Genomic DNA, 17,163 nt, shown 5'->3' on the forward strand with positions numbered 1-17,163 from the left:
GGGAGGAATAAAAAATGGCAAAAGAAAAATTTGAAAGAAGTAAACCACACGTAAATATAGGAACAATAGGTCACGTAGACCACGGTAAGACAACATTAACAGCAGCAATAACAACAATATTAGGACACAAGGGGTTTGCGAAAGCATTCAAATATGACGAAATAGATAAGGCACCAGAAGAAAAAGAAAGAGGAATCACAATAAGCACATCCCACGTAGAATATGAAACAGAAAACAGACACTATGCACACGTAGACTGTCCAGGACACGCTGACTATGTAAAGAACATGATAACAGGAGCAGCACAAATGGACGGAGCAATCCTAGTAGTAAGTGCAGCAGATGGTCCAATGCCACAAACAAGAGAACACATACTATTAGCATCCAGAGTTGGAGTTGAGCACATAGTAGTATTCTTAAATAAAGCAGACCAAGTAGATGACGCAGAGTTAATCGAATTAGTAGAAATGGAAGTAAGGGAATTAATGAACGAATACGGATTCCCAGGAGATGACGCACCAGTAGTAGTAGGATCCGCATTAAAAGCATTAGAAAATCCAGAAGATGATGCAGCAACACAATGCATAATGGACTTAATGGCAGCAGTAGATGAATATATACCAACACCAGAAAGAGCAACAGATAAGCCATTCTTAATGCCAGTAGAAGATATCTTCACAATCACAGGAAGAGGAACAGTTGCAACAGGAAGAGTAGAAAGAGGAATTCTAAAAGTAGGAGACGAAATAGAAATCGTAGGATTAAGTGATGAAAGCAAGAAATCAGTAATCACAGGAATAGAAATGTTCAGAAAACTATTAGATGAAGCACAAGCAGGAGATAACATCGGAGCATTATTAAGAGGTGTTCAAAGAGATGAAATCCAAAGAGGTCAAGTATTAGCAGCAACAGGATCAGTAAAACCACATAAGAGTTTTACAGGTCAAGTATATGTATTAAAGAAAGAAGAAGGAGGAAGACACACTCCATTCTTTAACGGATACAGACCACAATTCTACTTTAGAACAACAGACGTAACAGGTTCAATCGCACTACCAGAAGGAGTAGAAATGGTAATGCCAGGAGACCACATAGACATGAAGGTAGAATTAATAACAAGAGTAGCAATGGATGAAGGATTAAGATTTGCTATTAGAGAAGGTGGAAGAACTGTTGGTTCAGGAGTTGTTTCTGAAATAACTGAATAATAAATTGTTTAATTCCATAAACATGCATGTATAATAAAAGAAAGAGTATGATTAATTATACTCTTTCTTTTATGTTTAAATAAATTAATTAACAATAATAAAAAATACTTGTCAAACATATAAAAATATTGTATAATGTAGAAGTTGTAGAGTAATAACAGCGATGAGGCAAGAGGTTGCCGGACTTCCGGGTAATTCTTGACTGAGTATGTTTCGATCTTAGAATCGAGCGACGGTTATTCTGTATTGGCATGTTTGAAAATATGCAACACCTGGAACAGTTTACAGAATACATCCGCTGTTGTACGTATGAAGTAAAGCGTGCAAGAAAAAGGAGGGAAACAAATGGCAAAGCAAAAAATAAGAATAAGATTAAAAGCGTTTGAACACACAATATTAGATCAATCTGCAGAAAAGATTGTTGAAACTGCTAAGTCATCAGGAGCAAAAGTAGCAGGTCCAGTACCACTACCAACTGAAAAAGACGTTGTAACAATCTTAAGATCACCACATAAACACAAAGATTCAAGAGAGCAGTTTGAAATTAGAACACACAAGAGATTAATAGACATAATGAGTCCATCACCAAAAACTGTAGACTCATTAATGAGATTAGATCTACCAGCTGGTGTTGATATTGAAATAAAATTATAATATAGTAATAGGACATTTGACTATTACGAACTATTATGATTGCTTTAAATTTAAGGTGATCCGCTAATATGTTGAGGAGGTGTAAATCAAATGAAAAAAGCTATAATAGGTAGAAAGCTTGGTATGACACAAATATTTGATGAAAACAATAGAGTTGTTCCTGTAACAGTTGTAGAAGCAGGACCATGTACAGTAGTTCAAAAGAAGTCTGTAGAAAAAGATGGTTATGAAGCTATACAAGTTGGGTATGGGGAAATAAGAGAGAAGTTAGTTAACAAACCTCTTAAAGGACATTTTGAAAAGGCAGGAGTAGGCCTTAGCAGGATGTTAAGAGAGTTTAAACTAGAAAATGTGAGTGAATATCAAGTAGGTCAAGAAATAAAGGTTGATATATTTGAAGCAGGAGAAAAAATTGATGTAACTGGAACTTCTAAAGGAAAAGGATACCAAGGTATAATTAAGAGATGGAACGCTCACAGAGGTCCTATGTCCCATGGTTCTAAGTTCCATAGAGCAGTAGGATCAATGGGTGCAGCTTCTTATCCAGCAAGAACTTTTAAAAACAAGAGAATGGCTGGACATATGGGAAATGTTAAATCTACAGTTTTAAACTTAGAAGTAGTAAAAACTATTCCTGAAAAAAACCTTATATTGATCAAAGGTGGAATACCAGGACCAAATAAAGGTTATGTAATAATAAGAAATTCAATAAAAGCGTAAATATTGTTAGAAAGGAGGATACAGAATGCCTACAGTAGGATTATTTAATAAAGAAGGTCAAAAAGTTGGAGATTTCCAATTATCAGATAAAGTATTTGGTGTTGAAGTTAATAAAGAAGTGTTACACCAAGTTATAGTTGCTCAATTAGCTAATAAAAGACAAGGAACTCAATCATCTAAAACAAGAGCTGAAGTTTCTGGGGGTGGAAGAAAACCTTGGAGACAAAAAGGAACTGGTAGAGCAAGACAAGGTTCAATAAGAGCTCCACAATGGATTAAAGGAGGAGTAGTTTTTGCTCCAAAGCCAAGAGATTATTCAATGGCTATCCCAAAATCAATGAAGAGAGTTGCAATGAAGTCAGCACTTTCATCAAAGGTTCAAGAGAATGAAATAGTAATATTAGAAAGCCTAGAAGCAGATGCACCTAAAACAAAAGAAATAGTAAAAATGTTAGCTGCATTTAATGCTAAAAAGACTTTAATTGTTACTGAAGAATCAAATAAAAACATATATAAGTCAGCAAGAAACATTGAAGGAGTAACTGTATTACCAGTTAACAACATAAATGTTTATGACATATTAAGATATGATAAATTTATAATAACTAAGGATGCTGTATCTAAAATTGAGGAGGTGTATGCATAATGAAGCTAACAAACTATGATATTATAAGAAGACCTGTTATAACAGAAAAAACTATGGCTTCAATGGCTGATAAGAAATACACCTTTATAGTTGATAAGCATTCTAATAAAAGCCAAATAAGAAGAGCAATAGAAGAAGTGTTTGGCGTTAAAGTAGAAGAGATTAAAACTGCTAACTACTTAGGAAAGAACAAAAGAGTTGGAGTTCACTTGGGAAAAAGAGCAGACTATAAAAAAGCTATAGTAAAATTAACTGAAGATAGTAAGTCAATTGAATTCTTTGAAGGAATGTAATTTATTATAGATTTGATGCTCAAATAAAAGCGTTATTGGGTGAGCTTTTCCCAGAGAAGCTTAGAACAAGGAGGTAAAGAAATGGGAATAAAATTATTTAAGCCTACCACACCAAGTAGAAGAAATATGTCAGCAAATACTTTTGAAGAAATTACTACAGATAAGCCAGAAAAGTCACTTTTAGTTTCACTAAAGAGAACTGGCGGTAGAAATAGTCAAGGAAAAATAACTGTTCGTCATCGTGGTGGCGGTGCTAAGAGAAAATATAGAATAATAGATTTTAAAAGAGACAAAGATGGAATACCAGCAAAAGTTGCAACTATCGAATATGATCCAAATAGAACTGCATTTATAGCATTAGTGGTATACACTGATGGAGAAAAAAGATACATAATAGCTCCACAAGGATTAAAAGTAGGAGATGTTATAGTTTCAGGTCCAGATGCAGATATAAAAGCAGGAAACTGTCTTCCTATAAAAAATATACCAGTAGGTACTTTTGTTCATAATATTGAATTAGCTAGTGGAAAAGGAGCGCAACTTGTAAGATCAGCAGGAGGTTCTGCTCAGTTAATGGCTAAAGAAGGAAATTATGCAACAATTAAATTACCAAGTGGTGAAACTAGATATGTAAGAATTGAATGTAGAGCAACTATTGGTACAGTTTCTAATGTTAAACATGAAATAATGTCTATAGGTAAAGCTGGTAGAAAAAGAAAAATGGGATTCAGACCTACAGTTAGAGGTTCAGCGATGAACCCATGTGATCACCCTCACGGTGGTGGAGAAGGTAGAACACCTATAGGAATGTCAAGTCCAGTTACTCCATGGGGTAAACCAGCGCTTGGATATAAGACTAGAAAAACTAAGAAATATTCAGATAGACTTATTATCAAGAGAAAAAATGATTAGTTTTGAAGAGAATAATTATTCTCTTCAAAAATCAATTTAATAAGTAGCTGAAGGGAGGCAAAAAAGTTGAGTAGATCAGTAAAAAAAGGACCTTTTGTCCATGAGGGGCTTTTAAAGAAGATAAATGAAATGAATAAAAATGGTGAGAAAAAAGTTGTAAAGACTTGGTCAAGAAGTTCAACTATTTTCCCACAAATGATAGGGCACACTATTGCTGTACATGACGGAAGAAAGCATGTACCTGTATATATCTCTGAAGATATGGTAGGTCATAAATTAGGAGAATTTGTTTTAACTAGAACATTTAGAGGTCATACTGACAAGTCAGAAAAAACAACCGGTGCTAGATAATTCGGGAAGGAGGTAATAGACAATGGAAGCTAAGGCAATTGCAAAGTACGTAAGAATGTCCCCAAGAAAAGTAGGCGTTGTTCTTGATTTAGTAAGAGGAAAAGATGTAAATGAAGCTTTTGCAATATTAAACTATACACCAAGAGAGGCAGCTGTAGTTATAAACAAAGTTTTAAAATCAGCTGTAGCTAATGCTGAAAATAATTTAGAGCTAGATCCAAGCAGATTATATGTTGCTGAAGCATATGCATGCCAAGGACCAACTTTAAAGAGATATCAACCTCATGCACAAGGAAGAGCTTTTAGAATAAACAAAAGAACAAGTCATGTTACTTTGGTTGTAAAGGAAAGAGAATAAAGAAGGAGGGAAATAGATGGGACAGAAAGTACATCCACACGGCTTAAGAGTAGGAGTCATTAAAGACTGGGATGCCAAGTGGTATGCGGACAAAAAGAATTTTTCAGACAATTTAGTTGAAGACAATAATATAAGAAACTTTGTAAAAAAGAAGGTTTATGCAGCTGGAATATCTAAAATTGAAATAGAAAGAGCTGCAAAAAGAGTTAAATTAAATATATATACTGCTAAACCAGGAATGGTTATTGGTAAAGGCGGTCAAGGAATTGAAGCATTAAAAGGAGAACTTAAAAATATAGTTTCTGACAATAAAAACATATTGATAAATATAGTTGAAGTAAAATCAGCAGAAACTGATGCTCAATTAATGGCTGAGAATGTTGCTCAACAATTAGAAAAAAGAATATCTTTTAGAAGAGCTATGAAGCAAACTATTCAAAGAGCAATGAAGTCAGGGATTAAAGGGGTAAAAACAGCTTGTTCAGGAAGACTTGGAGGAGCAGATATAGCTAGAACAGAGTTCTATCATGAAGGAACAATTCCACTTCAAACACTTAGAGCTGATATAGATTATGGATTTGCAGAAGCTGACACTACATATGGAAAAATAGGTGTAAAAGTATGGGTGTATAAAGGAGAAGTTCTTCCAGCTAAGAAAGAAGTAAAAGAAGAAGTTAATGCATAAGGAAGGAGGAAAATGACATGTTAATGCCTAAAAGAGTTAAACATCGTAAAGTACAACGTGGCAGAATGAAGGGTAAGGCTACTAGAGGTAACTTCATAGCATATGGTGATTACGGAATACAAGCTACTGAATGTGGTTGGATAACAAGTAACCAAATTGAATCTGCCAGAATAGCTATAAACAGATATATAAGAAGAGGAGGAAAACTTTGGATAAAGATTTTCCCAGATAAACCTGTTACACAAAAACCAGCTGAAACTCGTATGGGTTCTGGTAAAGGTACACCAGAATACTGGGTTGCAGTTGTTAAACCAGGCAGAGTGTTGTTTGAATTAACAGGTGTAGACGAAGAAACTGCAAGAGAAGCTATGAGACTTGCTGCACACAAACTACCAGTTAAGACTAAGTTTGTAAAGAAATCAGATTTTGAAGAAGTGGGTGGTGAAATCAATGAAGGCTAGAGAGTTGCAAGATTTAAGAGATAGCAGTCCACAAGAATTAGAAGTTAAGTTGAACGATCTTAAAGGAGAGCTTTTTAATTTAAGATTTCAGTTAGCTACTGGTCAATTAGAAAATCCAATGAGAATAAGAGAAGTGAAAAAATCTATAGCCCAGATTAAGACCATCCTTAGACAAAATGAACTAAGGAATTTGGAACAGTAATAGCTTGAAGGGAGGTTTGTCTTTTGGAAAGAACAAATAGAAAAACAAGAATAGGTAGAGTAGTTTCTGATAAGATGGATAAGACAATAGTAGTAGCTGTTGAAACTAAAGTTCGTCATCCATTGTATGGAAAGATAATGAATAAGACTACTAAATTTAAAGCTCATGATGAAAACAATGAAGCTAAAATTAATGATAGAGTATCAATAATGGAAACAAGACCGTTATCAAAAGATAAAAGATGGAGATTAGTAGAAATAGTAGAAAAAGCTAAATAATTGGATATAGGCTGAAAGGAGGGTATATAAATGATTCAGCAACAAACAACATTAAAAGTTGCGGATAACTCTGGAGCTAGAGGAATTATGTGTATAAAGGTACTTGGCGGTTCTAATAGAAGATATGCCAACATTGGAGATATAATAGTTGCTAGTGTTAAAAGTGCAACACCAGGCGGGGTTGTTAAAAAAGGTGAAGTAGTAAAGGCTGTAGTTGTAAGATCCAAAAAGGGAGTTAGAAGAGCAGATGGATCATATATAAAATTTGATGAAAATGCAGCAGTTATAATAAAAGATGATAAACAACCAAAAGGAACTCGTATATTTGGACCAGTTGCAAGAGAACTAAGAGATAAAGAGTTCAATAAAATATTATCATTAGCACCTGAAGTTCTATAAGATAAGGAGGTGGACTGAATGCAAAACAAAGTACACGTAAGAAAACAAGATACAGTTATGGTGATATCCGGTAAAGATAAAGGTAAAATAGGTGAGGTTTTAAGAGTTCTACCTAAGAGCGGTAAAGTAGTAGTTAAAGATGTTAACGTAGTTACTAAGCACCAAAAGCCAAGCAGAGAAAATATGCAAGGTGGAATTATTCATGTTGAAGCACCTATATATAGCTCAAAAGTTATGCTATATTGTACAAAGTGCAAATCAGTTACTAGAATAAATCATAAAATTTTAGATGATGGAACAAAAGTAAGGGTTTGTAAAAAGTGCGGAGAAACATTTTAGTTTTGAAAGGAGGTTTACTTAATGGTTCCAAGATTACAAGAAAAATATGAAAAAGAAGTAATACCAGCTTTAATTGAAAAGTTCGGATATAAAAATATAATGGAAGTTCCAAAGCTTGAAAAGATAGTTATTAATATGGGTGTTGGTGAAGCTAAAGAAAATCAAAAGATGCTTGAATCAGCAGTTAGTGATCTATCTATCATAGCAGGACAAAAACCAATAGTTACAAAAGCTAAAAAATCAGTTGCTAACTTTAAGATAAGAGAAAACATGCCAATAGGATGCAAAGTTACATTAAGAAAAGTAAAAATGTATGAATTTGCGGATAAATTAATGAACGTTGCACTACCAAGAGTAAGAGATTTTAGAGGCGTTTCAAGTAAATCATTTGATGGTAGAGGAAACTATTCTTTAGGAGTTAAAGAACAACTTATGTTCCCAGAAATAGAATATGATAAAGTAGATAAAGTTAGAGGAATGGATATAATATTTGTTACTACAGCAAAAACTGATGAGGAAGCAAGGGAGTTACTTAGATTCCTAGGAATGCCATTTGCTCATTAATAAGGAGGGAAAATTGTGGCACGTAAAGCTTTAATAGAAAAGTGGAAAAAAGAACCTAAATATAAAACTAGAGCTTATACAAGATGTAGAATTTGTGGAAGACCACATTCTGTTCTAAAGAAATTTGGAATATGTCGTATTTGTTTTAGAGAACTTGCATATAAAGGACAAATTCCTGGTTGCAGAAAAGCAAGTTGGTAATTTGTTTTTAAGAAAGGAGGCAGATTTAATATGGTAATGACTGATCCAATCGCTGATTTATTAACTCGTGTGAGAAATGCAAATATTGCAAGACATGAGGCAGTAGAAATACCAGCATCAAATATAAAAAAGGCTATTGCAAATATAATGCTTCAAGAAGGATACATAACAGATCTTGAAGAATATAATGACGGCGCTGTGCCAATGTTAAAAATAACAATGAAATATGGTCAAAACAAAGAGAGAGTTATAACTGGTTTAAAAAGAATATCAAAACCAGGATTAAGAGTATATTGCAGAAAAGATGAGGTGCCAAAGGTTCTAAACGGATTAGGTACAGCAGTTATATCAACATCAAAAGGAATATTACCTGACAAGGAAGCAAGAAAGCTTTCAATTGGCGGAGAAGTACTTTGCTATATATGGTAATTAGCGAATAGGAGGTGTAATTATGTCAAGAATAGGAAGACTACCAATAGCTATACCAAATGGTGTAACAGTTACAGTTTCTCCTGAAAATGTTGTTACTGTTAAAGGTCCCAAAGGAGAACTTACAAAGACTATGCACCCAAATATAGATATAGCTATTGAAGAAAATTCAGTAATTGTTACAAGAAAAAATGATGAAAAACAAAATAGATCACTTCATGGTTTAACAAGATCTTTAGTGAATAATATGGTCGTAGGAGTAACTGAAGGTTATGAGAAAAAATTAGAACTAGTTGGTGTAGGATATAGAGCTCAACTACAAGGTAAAAAATTAGTTTTAAATCTTGGATTTTCTCACCCAGTTGAAATAGAAGCAAAAGAAGGTGTTGAGTTCCAACTAGATGGAACAAACAAGATTACAGTTAAAGGAATAGACAAGGAATTAGTTGGAGCTGTAGCATCAGATATAAGATCATGGAGAAAACCTGAACCTTACAAAGGAAAAGGAATCAAATATGAAAATGAAGCTATAAGACGTAAGGAAGGTAAAACAGGTAAGAAGTAATAGGAAAGGAGTGAATCTCTATGTTTAAAAAACAATCAAGACAAAAGGGAAGAGAAAAGCGCCATCTTAGAATTCGTAAGAATATTTTTGGCACTCCTGAAATGCCAAGACTTTCAGTATATAGAAGTGAAAAGAATATATATGCTCAAATTATAGATGATCTAAATGGAGTTACATTAGTAGCTGCTTCAAGCTTAGACAAAGAATTTGATGCAAAGGGAAGCAACAAGGACGGAGCTAAACTAGTTGGTGAACTTGTAGCTAAAAGAGCTATTGAAAAGGGAGTAACAAAAGTTGTTTTCGATAGAGGCGGATATATTTATCACGGAAGAGTACAAGAACTTGCAGAAGGTGCAAGAGAAGCAGGACTACAATTCTAAAAAGAAGGAGGGAAATAAATGAGAATAGATCCTAGCACTTTAGATTTAAAAGAAAAAGTAGTATTTATAAATAGAGTTGCTAAGGTTGTTAAAGGTGGTAGAAACTTTAGATTTAGTGCCCTTGTAGTTGTAGGGGATGAAAACGGCCATGTAGGTGTTGGAATGGGCAAATCAATAGAAATACCTGAAGCAATCAAAAAAGGCATAGAAGATGCTAAAAAGAACTTAGTTAGTGTACAAATGGTTGGAACAACAGTTCCACATAACATAGAAGGAGAATTTGGAACAGGAAAAGTTCTTATTATGACAGCGAAAGAAGGTACTGGAGTTATCGCAGGAGGTCCAGTAAGAGCAGTTCTAGAATTAGCAGGAATAAAAGATGTTAGAGCTAAATCATTAGGTTCTAGTAACCCAAGAAATATGGTTAATGCTACAATAAACGGTTTATCAAGAATGAGAACAGTAGAAGACATAGCTAAATTAAGAGGTAAAACTGTTGAAGAGATTTTAGGTTAGGAGGGAATGACCTTGGCTAAGCTTAGAATAACCTTAAAAAAGAGCTTAATAGGTAGAAAAAAAGACCAAATTGCTACAGTAGAAGCTCTTGGATTAAACAAAATAGGAGAATCAGTTGAACAAAACGATAATCCTCAAATAAGAGGTATGATAAATAAAGTAAATTATCTTTTGGAAGTTGAAGAAATATAATTAAGAGGAGGTGTAGCGAATATGAAACTTCATGAATTAAGACCAGCAGAAGGATCAAGAAAATCTCCTAAGAGAGTAGGTAGAGGAACTGGATCAGGATTAGGTAAAACTTCAGCTAGAGGAGAAAACGGTCAAAACTCTAGATCAGGTGGAGGAGTAAGACCAGGATTTGAAGGCGGACAAATGCCTTTATATAGAAGATTACCTAAAAGAGGGTTTACTAATATATTTGCTAAAAAATATACAGCTATAAATATAGATAGATTAAATATATTTGAAGACGATACAGTAGTAACTCCTGAATTATTAATCGAAAAAGGCGTAATCAGCAAAGTTTATGATGGCGTTAAGATATTAGGTAATGGAGAGCTAGATAAAAAGTTAATAGTTAAAGCTACAAAGTTTTCTAAAGCAGCAGCTGAGAAAATTGAAGCAGCTGGAGGAAAAGTTGAGGTGATATAAGGTGCTATCAACCCTACGTAATGCTTGGAAGGTTCCGGACTTAAGAAAAAGGTTATTATTTACCTTTTTCATGTTGGTTCTTTTTAGAATGGGTAATTTTATTCTTGTTCCAGGTGTGGATCAGGAAAGATTAAAGGCACTTACTCAAGGAGGAAACTTATTTGGGTTCTATGACTTAATATCCGGTGGTGCTTTCAGCAGTTTTAGCATATTTGCTATGGGCGTAGTGCCGTATATTAATTCATCAATTATATTTCAGCTTTTAACAGTTGCACTTCCTTCTCTAGAGCAGTTATCTAAAGAAGGAGAAGAAGGTAGAAAGAAAATACAGCAATATACTAGATATGGAGCAGTAATTTTTGGTGTCTTGCAAGCATTTAGTACATATGCTATTATTTCAACAGCTGGAGCATTACAAGATCATTCTAAATTAAATATGTTTTTAGTTATATTAACATTGACGACAGCTTCTACTTTTTTAATGTGGTTTGGAGATAAATTAACTGAAAATGGTATTGGAAATGGTATATCACTAATTATATTTGTAAATATAATTTCGAGATTTCCAGGAACAATATCTCAAGTGGCAGCACTTCAAAAAGCGGATCAAGTTAATTTTATACAAGTTCTTATGTTTATTATTATTGCAGCAGCGTTATTTGTGTTTGTTGTAATAATGAGTCTTGCAGAAAGAAGAGTACCTATTCAGTATGCAGGTAAAAATGTAGGTGGAAAAGTATATAAAGGACAATCAACACATATTCCAATAAGTATAACAAGTTCATCAGTTATAGGTATAATATTTGCAATGTCTGTTATGAACTTTCCTGCTACTATAGGTCAATTTTGGCCTAACTCAAGTTTTTCTAAATATGTAATAGCAGGTAGATTTAGTCCATTTAAAAATGGAAGTTGGCAATATGCTGTAATGTATTTTATTTTAATAATATTTTTTACATGGTTTTACACAGAAGTTACATTTAAGCCAGATGAAATGGCAGAGAATATGCACAAATCTTCAGGATTTATACCTGGCATAAGACCAGGAGAACCTACTTCTGATTTTATAGGAAAAGTTCTAACAAGAGTAGCTGTAATGGGTGGTATATTTGCAGGTATAATTGCGTTATTACCTATAATAATAGCTTCTAATACTGCATTTAAAGGAGTATATTTTGGAGGAACAAGTTTACTAATAGTAATAGGGGTTGCCCTAGAATCAGTAAGACAAATAGAGTCTCAATTAGTAATGAGGCATTATCAAGGATTTTTAAAGTAATGGAGATGGTGTAGTTGAATATAATTTTATTAGGACCTCCAGGAGCTGGAAAAGGAACTCAAGCGAAACTTATAAGTGAAAAATATTCTATACCCCATATATCAACTGGAGATATTTTTAGAAAGAATATTTCTAATAAAACTCCACTAGGAATGGAAGCTAAGAGCTATATGGATAAAGGTCAATTAGTTCCAGACGAGTTGACTATTGAAATAGTTAAAGATAGATTAGGTGAAGAGGATTGTAAAAATGGATTTCTATTAGATGGTTTTCCAAGAACCGTAAAGCAAGCAGAAGCATTAGATGAATTTTTACAAAATAAAAGTTCAAAAACAGATGCTGCTTTATTAATAGATGTACCTCAAGAACTTATTCTTGAAAGGATGACAGGAAGAAGAGTTTGTGGAGAATGTGGTGCTAGCTACCATATAAAATTTATTACACCTAAAACTGAAGGAGTATGTGATCTTTGTGGTGGAAAACTAGTGCAAAGAAAAGATGATACAAAAGAAACAGTTCTTGAAAGATTAGAAGTATATTCAAAACAAACTCAACCTCTTATAGAATATTATAAAAATAAGAACGTTCTTTTGGCATTAGATGGTACAAAAGAAAAGAATGAAGTATTTGAGAATATTTCCAATGTTCTAGGAGCGATTAATTAATGATAATTATAAAAAATAAACAAGAAATTGAATATATGAGGCTAGCAGGTAAAGTTGTAGCAGAAACCCTTGCAAAGGTAGAAGAGGCAGTAAAACCGGGAATAACTACTATGGAGTTGGATAGAATAGCAGAAGACTATATAACAAGATGTGGAGCGAAACCTTCCTTTAAAGGATATTATGGGTTTCCAGCATCTGTATGTGCTTCTGTAAACAACGAAGTTGTTCATGGTATTCCATCTGATAAAGTTGTTTTAGAAGAAGGGGATATAATAAGCATAGATTGTGGAGCTATTTTAAATGGCTATCACGGAGATGCTGCAAGAACTTTACCGGTTGGAAGAATAAGTGAAGGAACACAAAAACTAATAGATGTCACTAAAGAAGGTTTTTTTAAAGGTGCAGAAAAAGCTATTGTAGGAAATAGATTGACAGATATATCTTTTGCTGTTCAACAATATGTAGAACAACTTGGATACTCTGTTGTAAGAGATTATGTTGGGCATGGTATTGGAAGAGATATGCATGAAGACCCAGAAGTACCTAATTTTGGTCGTCCAGGAAGAGGGCCAAAATTAGTAGAAGGTATGGTATTGGCCATAGAACCTATGGTGAATATAGGAAGTTATCACGTTGATGTGGAAGAAAATCAATGGACAGTTGTAACTAGAGATAATAGTTTATCAGCACATTATGAAAATACAGTGGCTATTTTAGAAAATGGACCTGAAATATTAACATTAATTTAGTAGAGGTGAATTGGTATTGGAAGATGGTAGCCTAATTGGCAGGGTTGTATACTCTAAAGCAGGAAGAGATAAAGGAAGATTCTTTATAATAATAGAGCACATAGATGAAAGTTATGTATATATATGTGATGGAGATACAAGAAAAATAGAAAATACTAAGAAAAAGAAAATTAAGCACTTAGCCTTTACTAATTTAACGGCTGATAATATTAAAGAGTCATTGCTTACAAATAATAATATAAGCAACTCTACTATTAAAAAGTTTTTGCAGTCTCACGACATGAACAAGGAGGTTTGAGACCTTATGGCAAAAGAAGATGTTATAGAAATGCAAGGTACTGTATTAGAGTCTTTACCTAATGCTGTATTTGAAGTAGAATTAGAAAGCGGACATAAAATATTAGCACATATATCTGGAAAGCTTAGAATGAATTATATAAGAATTTTACCAGGGGATAAAGTTACAGTGGAGTTATCTCCATATGACTTAACTCGTGGTAGAATAACTTGGAGAGCAAAGTAGTAAGGAGGGTTAGCAATGAAAGTAAGACCATCAGTTAAACCTATATGTGAAAAATGTAAGGTTATAAAAAGAAAAGGCAGAGTAATGGTTATATGTGAAAACCCTAAACATAAACAAAAGCAAGGCTAATAAGAATTTTAGGAGCGGCTGACGTTAGTGAAACTAATGGCCTAAGATTTATTATATATATTTTAGTATAGTTTCATACCATTATTTAGGAGGTGTAAATTTTAATATGGCAAGAATAGCAGGTATTGACTTACCAAGGGAAAAAAGAGTTGAAGTAGGTCTAACTTATATATTTGGTATTGGTACATCAAGTGCCAAGAAAATATTAAAAGAAACTGGAGTAAATCCTGATATAAGAATAAAAGACTTAAGTGAAGAAGAAGTTAATCTTCTTAGAGATTATATAAATCAAAACCTAAAAGTTGAAGGTGACCTAAGAAGAGATGTTGCACTTGATATAAAGAGATTAAAAGAAATAGGATCTTATAGAGGAATAAGACATAGAAGAGGATTACCAGTTAGAGGACAAAAGACAAAAACAAATGCTAGAACAAGAAAAGGACCAAAGAAATTAGTTGTTTCTAGAAAGAAAAAATAATAGATAGTTAAGGAGGGAAAAAGATGGCAGCTGTATCAAAAACTAAAAGAACAAGAAGAAGAAAAGAAAGAAAGAATATTGAACGCGGTTGTGCACATATAAAATCAACATTTAACAATTCCATTGTTACATTAACTGATACTGCTGGGAATGCTCTTTCATGGGCCAGTGCAGGTGGATTAGGATTTAGAGGTTCAAGAAAGAGTACTCCATTCGCAGCTCAAATGGCAGCAGAAACTGCAGCAAAAGCAGCTATGGAACATGGCTTAAAGAGTGTAGAGGTTTATGTAAAGGGACCTGGATCAGGTAGAGAAGCAGCTATAAGATCTCTACAGGCAGCAGGGCTAGAAGTAACTTTAATAAAAGACGTTACTCCAATCCCTCATAATGGATGTAGACCACCAAAAAGAAGAAGAGTTTAATTAAAGCGTAATAGGAGGTGTGATTAATAAATGGCTAGATATACAGAAGCAAATTGTAGATTATGTAGAAGAGAAGGTTTAAAACTTTATCTTAAAGGAGATAGATGTTATACAGATAAATGTGCATTCTCAAGAAGAGGATATGCACCAGGACAACATGGTCAAAGTAGAAAGAAAATTTCTAACTACGGATTACAATTAAGAGAAAAACAAAAAGCTAAAAGAATATATGGGGTTCTTGAAAAACAATTTAGAACTTACTATAAGAGAGCTGATAAAGCAAGAGGTATTACAGGTGAAAACTTATTAGTACTTCTTGAAATGAGATTAGATAACGTAGTATATAGATTAGGTTATGGAGATTCAAGAAAAGAATCTAGACAATTAGTAACTCACGGACATTTTCTAGTTAATGGTAAGAAAGTTAATATACCATCATTCAATGTATCTGTAAATGATGTTATTACTGTATCAGAAAAAAGTAGAGCTACAGAAAAGTTTAAAACTTTCATAGAAAATCCAAGAACTTTACCAAATTGGTTAGAAGGCAATTTAGAAAATTTCGAAGGCAAAGTTGTAAGTCAACCAAGTAGAGAAGATATAGATGTTCCAGTAAATGAAACATTAATCGTTGAGTTATACAGTAAATAATATATGAAGATTTAATTAGAATCAGTTGCCCTCAGTAAGAAATAATAATTTATAATGAGGAGGGTTGTAAATATATGTTAGAAATAGAAAAGCCAAAAATTGAATGTATAGAAATGACTGAAAATGGATCCTACGGAAAATTTGTAGTGGAACCATTGGAAAGAGGTTATGGTATTACTCTAGGCAATGCATTAAGGAGAATACTCCTTTCTTCATTACCTGGAGTTGCTGTTAATTCTATCAAAATAGAAAATGTATTGCATGAATTTTCTACAGTTAAAGGTGTCAAAGAAGATGTAACAGAAATAATTTTAAATATAAAATTATTAGCATTAAAGATGACAGGAGAGGGACCAAAAACTATTTATATTGATGCTAAAGGACCAGGAGTGGTTACTGCAGCAGATATAAAGACAGATAGTGATGTAGAGATAATTAATAAGGATCTACATATAGCAACACTTGATGATGACGGAAAACTATATATAGAAATGACAGTAGACAGAGGTAGAGGTTATGTATCTCAAAATAGAAATAAAGTCGAAGGAATGCCTATAGGAACAATTCCTATAGATTCTATATATACTCCTGTTAAAAGGGTTAATTTCACTGTAGCAAATACTAGAGTTGGTCAAATAACTGATTATGATAAGCTAACTCTTGAAATTTGGACTAATGGAACAATAATGCCAGATGATGCAATAAGTTTATCAGCTAAAATATTAATAGAGCATTTTAAATTATTTATGACTTTAACAGATCATGCTGATGATGTTGAAATAATGGTAGAAAAAGAAGAAGATAAAAAAGAAAAAGTATTAGAAATGACTATAGAAGAATTAGATTTATCTGTTAGAAGTTATAATTGCTTAAAAAGAGCAGGTATTAATACAGTTCAAGAATTAACAGAAAGAACTGTAGAAGATATGATGAAGGTTAGAAATCTAGGGAGAAAATCCTTAGAGGAAGTTGAACAAAAGCTGGAAGCTCTAGAATTAGGTTTAAAGCAAAGTGAAGAGTAGTAAATATAGAAGTATAGTGTAAGGAGGTATAGATATGGCAGGACATCGTAAATTAGGTCGTCCAACTGACCAAAGAATGGCAATGCTTAGAAATCAAGTTACTAGTTTGTTAAAGAGTGGTAAAATAGAAACTACAGTAACAAGAGCTAAAGAAACTAGAAGCTTGGCTGAAAAGATGATAACTCTTGGAAAAAGAGGAGATCTTCAAGCAAGAAGACAGGCGCTTTCATTTGTAACAGAAGAAGAAGTAGTAAAAAGATTATTTGATGATATAGCCCCTAAATATGCTGAAAGAAATGGTGGTTACACTAGAATGTATAAGGTAGGTCCAAGAAGAGGGGACGGGGCAGAAATAGTAATACTTGAATTAGTATAGTAGCCTAGGGGATTAAGTAGTAGGAGTGACTTAGTCCCCATTTTAATATAATTT

The 17,163-nt window shown here is 33.3% G+C and carries 33 protein-coding genes; all 33 read left to right on the forward strand.

Annotated elements, in window-relative coordinates:
- Nucleotides 1-14 precede the first annotated feature (14 nt).
- The 33 genes from tuf to rplQ all read left to right on the forward strand — a co-directional run bounded on the left by tuf (nt 15) and on the right by rplQ (nt 17,109).
- Entirely contained in the window at nt 15-1,208 is a 1,194-nt protein-coding gene (gene tuf, locus B5D21_RS04700) for an elongation factor Tu (RefSeq protein WP_011100718.1), read from the forward strand.
- 345 nt (nt 1,209-1,553) lie between these two features.
- Nucleotides 1,554-1,862, forward strand: coding sequence for a 30S ribosomal protein S10 (gene rpsJ, locus B5D21_RS04705; RefSeq protein WP_035124823.1), 309 nt, complete (start codon nt 1,554-1,556; stop codon nt 1,860-1,862).
- Nucleotides 1,863-1,952: 90 nt separating this feature from the next.
- Nucleotides 1,953-2,582 (forward strand): 50S ribosomal protein L3, encoded by a 630-nt coding sequence (gene rplC, locus B5D21_RS04710; RefSeq protein ID WP_011100717.1) that lies wholly within the window; start codon nt 1,953-1,955, stop codon nt 2,580-2,582.
- 25 nt (nt 2,583-2,607) lie between these two features.
- Nucleotides 2,608-3,228 (forward strand): 50S ribosomal protein L4, encoded by a 621-nt coding sequence (rplD, locus tag B5D21_RS04715; protein ID WP_011100716.1) that lies wholly within the window; start codon nt 2,608-2,610, stop codon nt 3,226-3,228.
- The gene (gene rplW / locus B5D21_RS04720; RefSeq protein WP_011098611.1) at nt 3,228-3,521 is read left to right on the forward strand and encodes a 50S ribosomal protein L23; all 294 of its coding nucleotides are present in this window, start codon (nt 3,228-3,230) and stop codon (nt 3,519-3,521) included. The genes rplD and rplW overlap by 1 nt, the downstream gene beginning before the upstream one ends.
- An 81-nt stretch (nt 3,522-3,602) precedes the next feature.
- Complete coding sequence (rplB, locus tag B5D21_RS04725) at nt 3,603-4,433, forward strand: 50S ribosomal protein L2 (RefSeq protein WP_011100715.1); 831 nt, start codon at nt 3,603-3,605, stop codon at nt 4,431-4,433.
- A gap of 66 nt (nt 4,434-4,499) precedes the next feature.
- A complete protein-coding gene (rpsS, locus tag B5D21_RS04730) occupies nt 4,500-4,784 on the forward strand; it encodes a 30S ribosomal protein S19 (protein WP_011098609.1) in 285 nt (94 codons plus the stop codon).
- A 22-nt stretch (nt 4,785-4,806) separates the two neighbouring features.
- Nucleotides 4,807-5,142: a 50S ribosomal protein L22 gene (gene rplV / locus B5D21_RS04735; protein WP_011100714.1), complete on the forward strand. Its 336-nt coding sequence runs from the start codon at nt 4,807-4,809 to the stop codon at nt 5,140-5,142.
- Between the two features lie 16 nt (nt 5,143-5,158).
- Complete coding sequence (gene rpsC, locus B5D21_RS04740; RefSeq protein ID WP_035111515.1) at nt 5,159-5,827, forward strand: 30S ribosomal protein S3; 669 nt, start codon at nt 5,159-5,161, stop codon at nt 5,825-5,827.
- Nucleotides 5,828-5,844: 17 nt separating this feature from the next.
- Nucleotides 5,845-6,288, forward strand: a complete 444-nt coding sequence (gene rplP / locus B5D21_RS04745) for a 50S ribosomal protein L16 (protein WP_011100711.1) — start codon at nt 5,845-5,847, stop codon at nt 6,286-6,288.
- Nucleotides 6,278-6,490, forward strand: a complete 213-nt coding sequence (rpmC, locus tag B5D21_RS04750) for a 50S ribosomal protein L29 (protein ID WP_011098612.1) — start codon at nt 6,278-6,280, stop codon at nt 6,488-6,490. Before rplP ends, rpmC begins: the two co-directional genes overlap by 11 nt.
- 23 nt (nt 6,491-6,513) lie before the next feature.
- Nucleotides 6,514-6,768: a 30S ribosomal protein S17 gene (rpsQ, locus tag B5D21_RS04755; protein ID WP_011100344.1), complete on the forward strand. Its 255-nt coding sequence runs from the start codon at nt 6,514-6,516 to the stop codon at nt 6,766-6,768.
- 30 nt (nt 6,769-6,798) lie between these two features.
- A complete protein-coding gene (gene rplN, locus B5D21_RS04760; protein ID WP_011100710.1) occupies nt 6,799-7,167 on the forward strand; it encodes a 50S ribosomal protein L14 in 369 nt (122 codons plus the stop codon).
- Between the two features lie 18 nt (nt 7,168-7,185).
- Nucleotides 7,186-7,506 carry a 50S ribosomal protein L24 gene (gene rplX, locus B5D21_RS04765; protein WP_011100709.1) on the forward strand — a complete coding sequence of 107 codons (321 nt, stop codon included), beginning with the start codon at nt 7,186-7,188 and terminating at the stop codon, nt 7,504-7,506.
- Between the two features lie 21 nt (nt 7,507-7,527).
- On the forward strand, nt 7,528-8,070 hold the full coding sequence (gene rplE / locus B5D21_RS04770) for a 50S ribosomal protein L5 (protein WP_011100708.1): 543 nt from the start codon (nt 7,528-7,530) through the stop codon (nt 8,068-8,070).
- A 15-nt stretch (nt 8,071-8,085) separates the two neighbouring features.
- Nucleotides 8,086-8,271 carry a type Z 30S ribosomal protein S14 gene (locus B5D21_RS04775; protein WP_023439594.1) on the forward strand — a complete coding sequence of 62 codons (186 nt, stop codon included), beginning with the start codon at nt 8,086-8,088 and terminating at the stop codon, nt 8,269-8,271.
- A gap of 30 nt (nt 8,272-8,301) precedes the next feature.
- Nucleotides 8,302-8,700: a 30S ribosomal protein S8 gene (gene rpsH / locus B5D21_RS04780; protein WP_011100707.1), complete on the forward strand. Its 399-nt coding sequence runs from the start codon at nt 8,302-8,304 to the stop codon at nt 8,698-8,700.
- 22 nt (nt 8,701-8,722) lie between these two features.
- Nucleotides 8,723-9,265, forward strand: coding sequence for a 50S ribosomal protein L6 (gene rplF, locus B5D21_RS04785; RefSeq protein ID WP_011100706.1), 543 nt, complete (start codon nt 8,723-8,725; stop codon nt 9,263-9,265).
- 20 nt (nt 9,266-9,285) lie between these two features.
- Complete coding sequence (rplR, locus tag B5D21_RS04790) at nt 9,286-9,645, forward strand: 50S ribosomal protein L18 (RefSeq protein ID WP_011100705.1); 360 nt, start codon at nt 9,286-9,288, stop codon at nt 9,643-9,645.
- 18 nt (nt 9,646-9,663) lie between these two features.
- On the forward strand, nt 9,664-10,161 hold the full coding sequence (gene rpsE / locus B5D21_RS04795; protein WP_011100343.1) for a 30S ribosomal protein S5: 498 nt from the start codon (nt 9,664-9,666) through the stop codon (nt 10,159-10,161).
- 12 nt (nt 10,162-10,173) lie between these two features.
- On the forward strand, nt 10,174-10,353 hold the full coding sequence (gene rpmD / locus B5D21_RS04800) for a 50S ribosomal protein L30 (RefSeq protein ID WP_023439591.1): 180 nt from the start codon (nt 10,174-10,176) through the stop codon (nt 10,351-10,353).
- A gap of 21 nt (nt 10,354-10,374) precedes the next feature.
- Complete coding sequence (gene rplO, locus B5D21_RS04805) at nt 10,375-10,815, forward strand: 50S ribosomal protein L15 (RefSeq protein ID WP_011100703.1); 441 nt, start codon at nt 10,375-10,377, stop codon at nt 10,813-10,815.
- Nucleotide 10,816: 1 nt separating this feature from the next.
- Nucleotides 10,817-12,094 (forward strand): preprotein translocase subunit SecY, encoded by a 1,278-nt coding sequence (gene secY, locus B5D21_RS04810; protein WP_011100702.1) that lies wholly within the window; start codon nt 10,817-10,819, stop codon nt 12,092-12,094.
- 14 nt (nt 12,095-12,108) lie between these two features.
- The gene (locus tag B5D21_RS04815) at nt 12,109-12,759 is read left to right on the forward strand and encodes an adenylate kinase (protein ID WP_011100701.1); all 651 of its coding nucleotides are present in this window, start codon (nt 12,109-12,111) and stop codon (nt 12,757-12,759) included.
- The gene (gene map, locus B5D21_RS04820) at nt 12,759-13,508 is read left to right on the forward strand and encodes a type I methionyl aminopeptidase (RefSeq protein WP_011100700.1); all 750 of its coding nucleotides are present in this window, start codon (nt 12,759-12,761) and stop codon (nt 13,506-13,508) included. The genes B5D21_RS04815 and map overlap by 1 nt, the downstream gene beginning before the upstream one ends.
- A 16-nt stretch (nt 13,509-13,524) precedes the next feature.
- Nucleotides 13,525-13,806: a KOW domain-containing RNA-binding protein gene (locus B5D21_RS04825; protein ID WP_035111522.1), complete on the forward strand. Its 282-nt coding sequence runs from the start codon at nt 13,525-13,527 to the stop codon at nt 13,804-13,806.
- 6 nt (nt 13,807-13,812) lie between these two features.
- Nucleotides 13,813-14,031, forward strand: a complete 219-nt coding sequence (gene infA, locus B5D21_RS04830) for a translation initiation factor IF-1 (RefSeq protein WP_011098610.1) — start codon at nt 13,813-13,815, stop codon at nt 14,029-14,031.
- 15 nt (nt 14,032-14,046) lie between these two features.
- Entirely contained in the window at nt 14,047-14,160 is a 114-nt protein-coding gene (rpmJ, locus tag B5D21_RS04835) for a 50S ribosomal protein L36 (RefSeq protein WP_003373491.1), read from the forward strand.
- 106 nt (nt 14,161-14,266) lie between these two features.
- Nucleotides 14,267-14,638: a 30S ribosomal protein S13 gene (rpsM, locus tag B5D21_RS04840; RefSeq protein WP_011100699.1), complete on the forward strand. Its 372-nt coding sequence runs from the start codon at nt 14,267-14,269 to the stop codon at nt 14,636-14,638.
- A 23-nt stretch (nt 14,639-14,661) separates the two neighbouring features.
- Nucleotides 14,662-15,060 (forward strand): 30S ribosomal protein S11, encoded by a 399-nt coding sequence (rpsK, locus tag B5D21_RS04845; RefSeq protein WP_011100698.1) that lies wholly within the window; start codon nt 14,662-14,664, stop codon nt 15,058-15,060.
- A 30-nt stretch (nt 15,061-15,090) separates the two neighbouring features.
- Nucleotides 15,091-15,711 (forward strand): 30S ribosomal protein S4, encoded by a 621-nt coding sequence (gene rpsD, locus B5D21_RS04850; RefSeq protein WP_011100697.1) that lies wholly within the window; start codon nt 15,091-15,093, stop codon nt 15,709-15,711.
- 74 nt (nt 15,712-15,785) lie between these two features.
- Nucleotides 15,786-16,733 (forward strand): DNA-directed RNA polymerase subunit alpha, encoded by a 948-nt coding sequence (locus B5D21_RS04855; RefSeq protein WP_011100696.1) that lies wholly within the window; start codon nt 15,786-15,788, stop codon nt 16,731-16,733.
- 34 nt (nt 16,734-16,767) lie between these two features.
- Complete coding sequence (rplQ, locus tag B5D21_RS04860) at nt 16,768-17,109, forward strand: 50S ribosomal protein L17 (RefSeq protein WP_011100695.1); 342 nt, start codon at nt 16,768-16,770, stop codon at nt 17,107-17,109.
- Nucleotides 17,110-17,163 lie beyond the last annotated feature (54 nt).

Origin of the sequence: Clostridium tetani, from assembly GCF_900167265.1 — a bacterium.
Lineage (GTDB): Bacteria > Bacillota > Clostridia > Clostridiales > Clostridiaceae > Clostridium_G > Clostridium_G tetani.

Bases quoted from the DNA above. Each gene is read 5' to 3' on its own strand.
- tuf (WP_011100718.1), top strand. From the start codon at position 15: ATGGCAAAAGAAAAATTTGAAAGAAGTAAACCACACGTAAATATAGGA.
- rpsJ (WP_035124823.1), top strand. From the start codon at position 1,554: ATGGCAAAGCAAAAAATAAGAATAAGATTAAAAGCGTTTGAACACACA.
- rplC (WP_011100717.1), top strand. From the start codon at position 1,953: ATGAAAAAAGCTATAATAGGTAGAAAGCTTGGTATGACACAAATATTT.
- rplD (WP_011100716.1), top strand. From the start codon at position 2,608: ATGCCTACAGTAGGATTATTTAATAAAGAAGGTCAAAAAGTTGGAGAT.
- rplW (WP_011098611.1), top strand. From the start codon at position 3,228: ATGAAGCTAACAAACTATGATATTATAAGAAGACCTGTTATAACAGAA.
- rplB (WP_011100715.1), top strand. From the start codon at position 3,603: ATGGGAATAAAATTATTTAAGCCTACCACACCAAGTAGAAGAAATATG.
- rplV (WP_011100714.1), top strand. From the start codon at position 4,807: ATGGAAGCTAAGGCAATTGCAAAGTACGTAAGAATGTCCCCAAGAAAA.
- rpsC (WP_035111515.1), top strand. From the start codon at position 5,159: ATGGGACAGAAAGTACATCCACACGGCTTAAGAGTAGGAGTCATTAAA.
- rplP (WP_011100711.1), top strand. From the start codon at position 5,845: ATGTTAATGCCTAAAAGAGTTAAACATCGTAAAGTACAACGTGGCAGA.
- rpmC (WP_011098612.1), top strand. From the start codon at position 6,278: ATGAAGGCTAGAGAGTTGCAAGATTTAAGAGATAGCAGTCCACAAGAA.
- rplN (WP_011100710.1), top strand. From the start codon at position 6,799: ATGATTCAGCAACAAACAACATTAAAAGTTGCGGATAACTCTGGAGCT.
- rplX (WP_011100709.1), top strand. From the start codon at position 7,186: ATGCAAAACAAAGTACACGTAAGAAAACAAGATACAGTTATGGTGATA.
- rplE (WP_011100708.1), top strand. From the start codon at position 7,528: ATGGTTCCAAGATTACAAGAAAAATATGAAAAAGAAGTAATACCAGCT.
- rpsH (WP_011100707.1), top strand. From the start codon at position 8,302: ATGGTAATGACTGATCCAATCGCTGATTTATTAACTCGTGTGAGAAAT.
- rplF (WP_011100706.1), top strand. From the start codon at position 8,723: ATGTCAAGAATAGGAAGACTACCAATAGCTATACCAAATGGTGTAACA.
- rplR (WP_011100705.1), top strand. From the start codon at position 9,286: ATGTTTAAAAAACAATCAAGACAAAAGGGAAGAGAAAAGCGCCATCTT.
- rpsE (WP_011100343.1), top strand. From the start codon at position 9,664: ATGAGAATAGATCCTAGCACTTTAGATTTAAAAGAAAAAGTAGTATTT.
- rplO (WP_011100703.1), top strand. From the start codon at position 10,375: ATGAAACTTCATGAATTAAGACCAGCAGAAGGATCAAGAAAATCTCCT.
- map (WP_011100700.1), top strand. From the start codon at position 12,759: ATGATAATTATAAAAAATAAACAAGAAATTGAATATATGAGGCTAGCA.
- infA (WP_011098610.1), top strand. From the start codon at position 13,813: ATGGCAAAAGAAGATGTTATAGAAATGCAAGGTACTGTATTAGAGTCT.
- rpmJ (WP_003373491.1), top strand. From the start codon at position 14,047: ATGAAAGTAAGACCATCAGTTAAACCTATATGTGAAAAATGTAAGGTT.
- rpsM (WP_011100699.1), top strand. From the start codon at position 14,267: ATGGCAAGAATAGCAGGTATTGACTTACCAAGGGAAAAAAGAGTTGAA.
- rpsK (WP_011100698.1), top strand. From the start codon at position 14,662: ATGGCAGCTGTATCAAAAACTAAAAGAACAAGAAGAAGAAAAGAAAGA.
- rpsD (WP_011100697.1), top strand. From the start codon at position 15,091: ATGGCTAGATATACAGAAGCAAATTGTAGATTATGTAGAAGAGAAGGT.
- B5D21_RS04855 (WP_011100696.1), top strand. From the start codon at position 15,786: ATGTTAGAAATAGAAAAGCCAAAAATTGAATGTATAGAAATGACTGAA.
- rplQ (WP_011100695.1), top strand. From the start codon at position 16,768: ATGGCAGGACATCGTAAATTAGGTCGTCCAACTGACCAAAGAATGGCA.